We start from the raw sequence: 9,092 nt of genomic DNA on the forward strand, positions 1-9,092 counted from the left end.
CTTCGCTTAAGGCTGCCCCTTGCAGGCAGCCGAGCACAACACCTTGTCCACACCTGCGAAGAAGCCGTCGTAGACCTCCCGCTGCAGCACGGTCTTCGTGCGCGCATCGCCGTTGCTGTCCCAGACCGTGCTGTCGAACCGGGCGCGCACCAGCGTCGCCTGGTTGCCGGTGGCCGCCTTGACCGCGATGACCGCCGACACGCGCTCGTGGTCCGGCTTGGCCGGAAACATGCCGGTGTAGTTCTTGAGCGCGCCGCGTAGCAGTTGGCGCCACTTGGGCACCAGCGTGTCACTCAGCCCCGCTTCCACCAGGCCGGTTTCGTTGTCGACCGACACCGGTGCGTAGCCGAGTTCGGTCAACGCCTTGGCCACGGCGCTCAGTGCACGCTCCGGTGCGGTATTGGCGTACGTACGGTCGCGCATGGTGCGCAGGCTCTGCTGCTCCGCATCGGTCAGATCCACACTCACCTGGCGCGAGCTGTATCGCACCAGCGTTCCACCGCTGCCGGTCTCACGCTCGTTGGGTGGTGGGCCTGAGCAGGCGACCAGCATCAAGATGGTGCCGGCCAGCGCCAGGTATCGACTGGCTTGACGTATCCACCGGGACATCCACAGCGGCATCCAGCAACCGAACGGAAATGAACGCCACGCAGAGCGCTGCACCGATGTCTTGAGTAGGCTGGGTAATGCAATCATCATCTTCCAATCCAATGTGGCGCCTATGATAGAAAGCCGCCTTCATTGCCACAAACGAGTTTTTTTCCACGACGCTTTAGCTGTTCTTTGACATTGCGCCATGCGCCGACTCCCCCCTCTCAATGCCCTGCGCAGCTTTGAAGCCGCCGGGCGCCTGAACAGCCTGACCCTTGCCGCCGAAGAGTTGAATGTCACGCAGAGCGCGATCGCCCAGCAGATCCGCGTGCTGGAAACGTTCTTTGGACAGAAGCTCTTCGAGCGCGATGGACGATCCCTGCGCCTGACCTTGCGGGCGCGGCATTACCTGGTGGACGTCGCAAGTTGCATCGGGCGCCTGACCGAGGCCACGGAGCAGATGTTCGAGGCGCCTGACCGGCGCCAGATCCGGATCAATACTTCGTCCTCGTTCGCCCACGGCTGGCTGCTTCCGCAACTGGCGCACTTTCATGTGCGGCACCCGGGCATCGAGATTGAGTTGGTGTCCACGCCTGACACAGACGTGGAGCGCATCGATGAATCGAGCGATGTGGTCATCCGCCGCTACACGCCGGAGTTACGGCGGCGGGGGTTCGTGTCGAAGCCCCTGGTGGCCAACGTAGCCGTGCCGGTCTGCGCGCCGCATCATCCCGCGCTGGCGGCTGTGCACGCGCCATCAGACTTGCGCCATGCACCGCTGCTGCATTACGCCGGCTTGCCCCAGGCATGGCAGTACTGGTTTCACCAGGCAGAGGTTCCCGTCGGCGAAACCCTGCGCGGCCCCTTCTACGACGAATTCGCCCTGCTGGTGAAAGCTGCGATAAGTGGACTGGGGATCTGCCTGGCCCCGCGGGCCGTGATTCAGGACGATGTCGACCACGGGCGTCTAGTCATGCTGTTTCCGGAGGTCAAGCTGGAAGGGCCACCGTTTCACTGCCTGTATCGGGATAACGCGGACGACCGGTCGCTCAACATCTTGCTGGCATGGCTGTTCGAGCGCGCCGGCCACGCGCATGCCCCCGCGTAGTCCCGCGCCACGCTCACCCCGGTTACCGCAATTGCCGGGGTGATGCGCCGTCCTTCAGCCGATGGTGGACTGCGTGCGCCGCGGCTGCAGAAGACGTTGCCGTAGGGCACGGTTGAGCGGCTCTGCGTAGTACCGCGCAATGCCCGCAGCCAGCAAGAACGAAAACAGCATGAACGCCGCCAGCAGCACGAGTTTCTCGTCACCTAAAACCGTGGCGCGCGGAAATCCCGTTTTGAGCACCGCCAGCGGGATCAGGTGAAACAGATACAGCTCATAGCTGTTCTTGCCGCACCATGCCAACGCTGCACCGACACGGTTGAAGCGCCGCGCATCATCGGCCGTTGAACGCTGCACTGGCCATAGCAGGGCGGCAGTACCAAGCGCCATCGCCGTCACACCCAAGACGTTGCTCTGTGCAATCGGCCACCACAGATAGAGAAACGTCATCAAGGCCACGACTGCGGTTTGTGCGAACCGGGTCGTCATGCCGGCCAGGGCGAACCGCCTGGAAAGTACGGCGGCGCCGCAACCGATGGCAATGCCGTCAAAGCTGGCGAAGTACGCGTAAAGAAATCCGGCCTCATCCCCTTGGTGGGTCAGCCGGTACAACGGGCCGACGGCAATGATCGTTGCCCAGAACAGGCAGAGCAGCGACTCGCGCCGAAGCACGAGACACAGCAATGGGAACGTGAGGTAGAACACCTCTTCCACCGAGAGCGACCACAAGACGCCCAACGGATAGTTGACCCATCCGACCCTGGCAATCAGCAAGTTCATGGTGAAGGTCAGGCTCGCCAGATTGACGTGCCATAGCGGAACGGGCTCGCCTGTGGCGACGTGGTTCTGGAAGATTGCCACGCCGTAAAGCGCGAGCACGTTCACGATGGTGAGGAGCAACAGCAGACACGGCACAATGCGCGCGATGCGCAGCCCGTAGAACGCCCACGCGTCGATACGGCCAAGCTGGCCCCAGCGGCGCAGGGCATTCGAGGTGATCAGGTAACCCGAGACCACAAAGAACATGGTCACCCCGTAGTTGCCATTGCGCGCCACCGCCTGCACAAGCTCCGGCCCGAAGACCGCAGCGAGTGACGTATCGCTCAAGCGATAGGCGATGTTGAAGTGATGAAACAGGACCAGCAGGATGGCGACCCCACGGATCAGGTCGATCCGCCTATTGCGCATGTCAGCGGGCATGGTTGTCCTATCGCGTCACGCCATCGACCAGCGATGGCAGGTCGCTCAGCAGCGTGTCGCGTGTGCGCATGCCGGCTGGCGTCGGCTGCACCTGCGCGTCCTGGGTCAGGCGTGCGAACACCAGCGTGCGCGGCCCCTTCGTTGCCCAGCCGACGAACCAGCCGTAGGCGTGCTCGCGGTCGTAATTGCCTTCGTGTGTGATCGGCGCCCCCGGCGAGCCCGTACCCGTCTTGCCGTGAATCGTCCATCCATCAGGGTGTGCAGCGATCTCCGTCACGCGCCAGGTCATGTCCAGTGCGGTGGCGCTCACCGGAAGCGTGCGGTTGGCGACCTTGCGCAGGAAGGCCACCTGTTCCAGTGGCGATATCTGCAGCGACGAGTTGATCCACGCACCGGAGGTGCCGTTGTGCTTGCCGGGCTCGCCGGACACATCCCGGTTTCCGTAGTCGAACACGTCTGCGTAGTGCTGAAAGCGGGCGTCGCCCAGCGACTGAGCCACCCGCTGCGAGAACCAGACCACCGAGTACTGGATCCAGCGCGCGGCGTCCGTAGGCTGCCGCCACGCATCGCCGCCCCACGCGACATCGCCATCGTGGTACGCCAGCGTGGGGGTGTGTTCATCTTTGAGGATGCCGGCATCGAACCCCATCAGGCTGAGTGCAATCTTGAAGGTGGACGCCGGCGTCACGCGCGTCGCGCAATCGCCCTCCTGCACCAGGACATTGCCCGAGGCCGCATCCGCAATGACGGTGCAGAGGGTTCGAGCGTGAGCCGTCGGGCTCATCAGGTTGACGGCCAGGACGGCCGCCGCGATACACCAGCGTTTCATGCGTTTCTCTCTTGAGGGTGCCTCAATCCGGTTGCCGTTTCAGCGAGGACGAGGCGGGGTTGCCAGTCAGAACTTCAGACGAACGCCTCCCCTCCGACCGAACGCAATCGGCCAGACAGGAAAGCAAACACGGGAACAACGCGACGCACACCGACCTGCTCAGGCGGGTGCTGCGGCGCTCAGGGTGCAGATCAAGACATGGTGGGAACGGTCACCGCCCGGTGCCCATTGAGCAGAACCATCGTGATGCTGGTGCCAGCAGACCGGATCTGCATGATCAGGCAACGGCCAGCCTCATCGGTAAAGCCTGTCTTGGAGAGCTGGATGTCCCAGCCGCGCACCCCCACCAACGGATTGGTATTGCGGTACTCAACCGGCTGGCCGTTGATCTGGAGCGTCTCGCTTGCGTAGGTGGTATCGCGGCGGATCTCCGGATAGTCCGCCGCCGCCTTGGCGATGATGGCGATGTCGCTGGCCGTCGATCGGTTGTGCGCCGACAGGCCCGTCGGTTCGTTCAACACGGTATGCGTCAGCCCCAGTGCGGCAATCTTCGCCTGCAATGCCCGCTCGAACGCGGGCACGCCCCCGGGGTAGGTTCGCGCCAGGGCATAGGCAGCCCGGTTGTCCGATGACATGAGTGCAAGCTGCATGACGTCGCGCAGGGCCAGGTTTGTCCCGACAGGCACACCAGCACGACGCAACGCCGGCGTGCCCGCATCGGCCGGGGCGATCTGCACAACGCGATTCAACTCGGGCCGCGCATCCAGCACCACCATGGCGGTCATCAGCTTGGTCAACGATGCGATCGGGACAACGCTGTCTGCATCGCGCTGGAGCAAGACCTTGCCGCTGCCGTCCTCCACCACGTAGACATGCTTGGATTGGATCAGGCCGACAAGCGCTTCGACCTTGCCGATGGCCGAAGCATGGGCGAGCATGCGCTGCGCGTCATCCGACACCGACAGCGCCTCGCGGGCAAAGGCGGCGCCAACGTACTGCGGCACGACAACCGCCGACACGACCAGCGCGGCACCCAGCGCTACGGTCAAGCCAACCGAAGCCCATCCGGCGGGCTGTTGCGGCCTGACGAGCCGGCGGATGCGTTCGGACAGCACGCCGCCGTGCGCCCACACTGCCGCGCCCGCAGGGACAGCCTCCACGCCCTGCTGCTGACTCAGTTGATTGAGCGCCAGCGCCAGGTGCCGCGGGTTGCCGGTCAGGCTCGCGGCAAGCTCATCGGCAATCAGCTCCCGCTCCACGCGGATGCGCCCGGACAACCACCACACGCCAGGGTGATAGAAGAGCAATGCCTCGATTGCCCGCTGCATGAGGTTGACGAGATAGTCGAAACGCCGGATGTGCGCGACCTCGTGCGCCAGCAACGCTTCGATCAGGTCCGGTGGCATCTGCGTCAACAGTGAAGCCGGCACCAGCACGACGGGCCGCCACCAACCGGCAGCGACCGGACTGGGCAGATGTGGCACCACCCGAACCCGGATCGGGCGACGGATTCCACAGCGTTGCGCAAGCGCGGACACACAGGCTTGCCACGCATCGTTGGCACAGGCCTGCGAGGCATGCGCAAGCCGATGCACCCAGGCCAGGCCCACGACCACACGCACCATCATCAGGCCGACACCGAACAGCCATGCCACCACCACCCAAAGCATCGGGTCTTCCAGCAAGGCGGGCGCTGCGGGCTGGGGCACCCAGATGGGCATCACCGGCACCGGGTCGACGGTGGCCGTGGCGGCAGTCATTGCCGTGAACTCGCGATAGCCGTCGACGAAGGGCACCAGCACGCACAGCACCAGCGCCGTGCACAACACGATGTACCGGACCTGCGGACGACCGCCTCGCGTCAACCGCAGGAACAGTGCGGCAGCAAGACTCAGCAGCGCGCCTTTCCAAAGAAAGTGCAGCAGCGCCCAGCCCACTGCCGGCACCAGGATGGCAAGCGTTGTGCTCATAGGTCTTCCTCGCGCAGCAACGCTTCGATCTCGGCACGCTCTTCCTTGGTGACATGCCCGCGCAACGCCGCAAGAACCAGCGCCTTGCCGGAGCCCGCAAACGCCTTGTTGATGAACTCGTTCAGCAGACCGCTCTGCAGAACGTTCTGGCGCTGCGCCGGCGCGTACACGTGCGAACGCTCACGCTCGTCGCGTACCAGCATCCCCTTGGCATGCATGATCTGCAACTGGCGCAGCACCGCAGCGTAGGTCGTCTCCGGTTTCTCGGTCTGCACCGCCTGATGGACCTGCTTGACCGTGGCGGGCCCCAGTTGCCACAGCACACGCAGGAGGTTCAACTCGGCAGTGGTGGGCTTGATGCGCGGCGAGGTCTTGGTCATGACGATACGTCGGTTCTGCGGGAGATCGGCACGTAGACTAACTTTTCTAGAAAAACTTGTCTAGAAAATCCTGTCTACTTCCCGCACGATTTCTCGTACAGAACCTCACGGCAATTGACGGCCGTAGGCGAAGCCGGTCACCCTCAAATTCCAGTTTACTGGATAGAAATTTCCATTAAACTGGCAGCATGGATATCCACCACCGTATCGCCCATAGACTGCGCGAACTGCGCGACGCCCAGGGCCTCTCGCTCGACGCCCTGGCAGAACGCAGCCAGGTCAGCCGCTCGGCCATCTCCCTGATCGAACGCGGGCAGAGCAGCCCGACGGCTGCCGTACTCGACCGGCTCAGCTCTGCGCTGGGCGTGACGCTCGCCTCCCTGTTCGAAGAAGGTGCGGCGCCGGCTGCCGAGCCCTCGCCCGTAGCACGCGCAGCCGATCAGCCCGAGTGGACCGACCCGGGCTCGGGCTACGTACGCCGCAACCTCTCACCGGCCGCGCGTTCGCCCATCCAGTTGGTGGAGGTGCACTTCCCGCCCGGCCAGCGCGTGGCCTACGACACTGGCGTGCGCGATACCGAGGTCTACCAACAGGTGTGGATCGTCGAAGGCACGATGGAGATGACCGTGGGCGACGCGCACTGGCGCCTCGCCGCAGGCGATTGCCTGGCGATGCAGCTGGACCGGCCCATCGTCTTTCATAACCCAACGCAACGGCCGGCGCGCTATCTCGTGGCGCTCACCACCGTCGCATCGGTTGGCTGGAGAACCAAATGATCGACACCGTCATCGTGCGCCGCGTGGGCGCCAATGAAGCGAGCGCCTGCATCTCCGCGCTGGCCGATGTGTTGGTCGATTGCGTGGAGGGCGGTGCGTCAGTCAGCTTCATGTGGCCGTTGTCGCATGACAAGGCGCAGGCGTTCTGGCGCAACGTGGCTGAAGGCGTCGCCCGTCACGAGCGCGCGTTGCTGATCGCCGAAGATGCGAACGGCGCCGTGCTCGGCACCGTGCAGCTGGTTCTAGCGCAGCCTGAAAACCAGCCGCACCGCGCAGACGTGGCCAAGATGCTCGTGCACCGCCGCGCTCGCCGGCAAGGCGTGGCGCAGCGACTGATGGCGGCGGTAGAGGAAGCTGCCCGCGCCGAAGGCAAGACCGTGCTGGTACTCGACACCGTCACCGGCGGCGATGCCGAACGCCTGTACGCCCGTGCCGGGTGGCAGCGCGTGGGCACGGTGCCCAACTACGCGCTGATGCCCGACGGCGCCTTCTGCGGGACGACGTTCTTCTGCAAGCAGTTGGACGCCGCTTAAATGTTGAGCGTACCGCGGCCGATTTCGATCACACGGCCACCCACGTGGATCGTGCCGTCGGCATCGACTTTCAGCGTCAGGTGACACGGCCGCCCCACCGCCGCACCCTGCTCGATGCGGTAGCTCGCCGGCAGCGTATGACCTGTCGCGCGCAGCCACCCACCCAGGTTGGCGCAAGCCGAGCCGGTGCCTGGGTCTTCCCACAAGCCGACACCGTATTCGAAGAAGAAACGCGACACCACCGGATCATTGCTGCCGGGTTCGGGCATGGTGAAGACGTAAGCGTTGCGCCCGTCGTTATTGCTGCGCGGCCACGCATCGAACGCGGAAGGATTCGGGCGCGCACGTTCCACATCGGCACGGCGCTTGACCGGCACCATCAGTTGCTCGATGCCAACGTCGACCCACAGCGGCGGGCCGGCCAGCGCGTCCGCTTCCAAGCCCAGCATGGCAGCGATGGCCGGGTCCGCCTCCCGCGTGCTGACCCCGCCCGAGCGCGGCGGCACCAGAGACCACCCTTCGTCCTGTGCCGTCAGCGAGACGATGCCCGACTGACAACGCAGCGTCAGCTCATTGCCGGGGCCATAGAGTTCGCGCACCACCTGCGCGGTGCCAAGCGACGGGTGCCCCGCAAACGGCATCTCGTAATCGGGCGTGAAGATGCGGAAACGCGCCGTGGCGCCATCCGTGTCATCGGGAAAGATGAAGGTGATCTCGGACAGATTGAACTGGCGTCCGATGGCCTGCATGGTGGCATCGTCCAGGCCGCGCCCGTCTTCAAAGACGGCGAGCTGGTTGCCGCCAAAGGTGGATTCGGCAAAGACGTTGAGCAGGCGGAAGGCGTAGCGCGGCATGGCGGTGTCCGGTGTGTGAAAGAAAAAAGCGGTGTGGCGATGCGTCATCATCAACGCACCGCCGCACCGTCTCCATGCACACTTGCGGACACTTCACGCGAATCCGACCGGACAGTTGGCGGACAGCGCGAAAACCGTCGGTGCTCGCCGCTTACTTGCGGTAGTCGTACACGCCGCGCCCGGTCTTGCGGCCTAGGTAGCCGGCAGCCACCATCTCGCGCATCAGCATGGCGGGGCGATATTTCGGGTCGCCAAACTCGGTGTACAGCACTTCCATCACGGCCAGCATGGTATCCAGGCCGATCATGTCGGCCAGCGCCAGCGGCCCGATCGGGTGGTTGCAGCCGAGCTTCATGCCTTCGTCAATTTCTTCCGGGCTCGCCAGGCCCTCACCCAGCACGCAGAACGCCTCGTTGATCATCGGGCACAGGATGCGGTTGACCACAAAGCCCGGGCTGTTCTTAACCGTGATCGGCGTCTTGCCGAGCTGCCTCGACAGGGCCTCGACAGCCGCGTGCGTGGCATCGCTCGTCTGCAGCCCACGAATGACTTCCACCAGCGCCATCATCGGCACCGGGTTGAAGAAGTGCATGCCGATGAAGCGGCTCGCATCCTGCAGCACGGCAGCCAGCTTGGTGATCGAGATGGACGACGTGTTCGACGCGACGATGGCGTGCGGTGCGGCCACCGCTTCGAGCTGCTTGAGGATCTTGACCTTCAGGTCGAAGTTCTCGGTGGCGGCTTCGATGACGAGATCGGCGCGCTTGAGGTCGTCATAGCTGGTTGAACCCTGGATGCGCGCGAGTGCGGCGTTCTTGTCGGCTTCGGTCAGCTTGTCCTTCTTGATGAGGCGG

At 64.4% G+C, this 9,092-nt stretch carries 10 protein-coding genes; 3 read left to right on the plus strand and 7 right to left on the minus strand.

Annotated features, from left to right (window positions below; all coding sequences use genetic code 11):
• Window positions 1–6: 6 nt before the first annotated feature.
• Complete coding sequence (locus JHD73_RS08355) at window positions 7–699, minus strand: hypothetical protein (protein ID WP_233176845.1); 693 nt, start codon at window positions 697–699, stop codon at window positions 7–9.
• Window positions 700–796: 97 nt separating this feature from the next.
• Here JHD73_RS08355 and JHD73_RS08360 point away from each other — a divergent pair, with 97 nt between their 5' ends.
• On the plus strand, window positions 797–1,699 hold the full coding sequence (locus JHD73_RS08360) for a LysR substrate-binding domain-containing protein (RefSeq protein WP_199029655.1): 903 nt from the start codon (window positions 797–799) through the stop codon (window positions 1,697–1,699).
• Window positions 1,700–1,753: 54 nt separating this feature from the next.
• On the opposite strand, the gene JHD73_RS08365 is transcribed toward JHD73_RS08360, so the two are convergent.
• The 4 genes from JHD73_RS08365 to JHD73_RS08380 all read right to left on the minus strand — a co-directional run bounded on the left by JHD73_RS08365 (window position 1,754) and on the right by JHD73_RS08380 (window position 6,075).
• Window positions 1,754–2,896, minus strand: a complete 1,143-nt coding sequence (locus JHD73_RS08365; protein WP_199029657.1) for an acyltransferase — start codon at window positions 2,894–2,896, stop codon at window positions 1,754–1,756.
• A gap of 7 nt (window positions 2,897–2,903) precedes the next feature.
• A complete protein-coding gene (blaOXA, locus tag JHD73_RS08370; protein WP_199029660.1) occupies window positions 2,904–3,725 on the minus strand; it encodes a class D beta-lactamase in 822 nt (273 codons plus the stop codon).
• Between the two features lie 191 nt (window positions 3,726–3,916).
• Window positions 3,917–5,695: a M56 family metallopeptidase gene (locus JHD73_RS08375; protein ID WP_199029662.1), complete on the minus strand. Its 1,779-nt coding sequence runs from the start codon at window positions 5,693–5,695 to the stop codon at window positions 3,917–3,919.
• The gene (locus tag JHD73_RS08380) at window positions 5,692–6,075 is read right to left on the minus strand and encodes a BlaI/MecI/CopY family transcriptional regulator (protein WP_199029664.1); all 384 of its coding nucleotides are present in this window, start codon (window positions 6,073–6,075) and stop codon (window positions 5,692–5,694) included. Before JHD73_RS08380 ends, JHD73_RS08375 begins: the two co-directional genes overlap by 4 nt.
• Before the next feature lie 188 nt (window positions 6,076–6,263).
• On the opposite strand from JHD73_RS08380, the gene JHD73_RS08385 reads away from it, so the two are divergent.
• Entirely contained in the window at window positions 6,264–6,851 is a 588-nt protein-coding gene (locus JHD73_RS08385) for a helix-turn-helix domain-containing protein (protein ID WP_199029666.1), read from the plus strand.
• Window positions 6,848–7,384 carry a GNAT family N-acetyltransferase gene (locus JHD73_RS08390; RefSeq protein WP_199029668.1) on the plus strand — a complete coding sequence of 179 codons (537 nt, stop codon included), beginning with the start codon at window positions 6,848–6,850 and terminating at the stop codon, window positions 7,382–7,384. Before JHD73_RS08385 ends, JHD73_RS08390 begins: the two co-directional genes overlap by 4 nt.
• Here JHD73_RS08390 and JHD73_RS08395 read toward each other — a convergent pair.
• Entirely contained in the window at window positions 7,381–8,238 is an 858-nt protein-coding gene (locus tag JHD73_RS08395; RefSeq protein ID WP_199029670.1) for a PhzF family phenazine biosynthesis protein, read from the minus strand. The genes JHD73_RS08390 and JHD73_RS08395 overlap by 4 nt on opposite strands.
• Before the next feature lie 151 nt (window positions 8,239–8,389).
• The coding region (locus tag JHD73_RS08400) for a 3-hydroxybutyryl-CoA dehydrogenase (RefSeq protein WP_199029672.1) at window positions 8,390–9,092 on the minus strand (703 nt) is incomplete at its 5' end.

The organism is Ralstonia sp. ASV6 (assembly GCF_016429285.1).
GTDB lineage: Bacteria > Pseudomonadota > Gammaproteobacteria > Burkholderiales > Burkholderiaceae > Ralstonia > Ralstonia flaminis.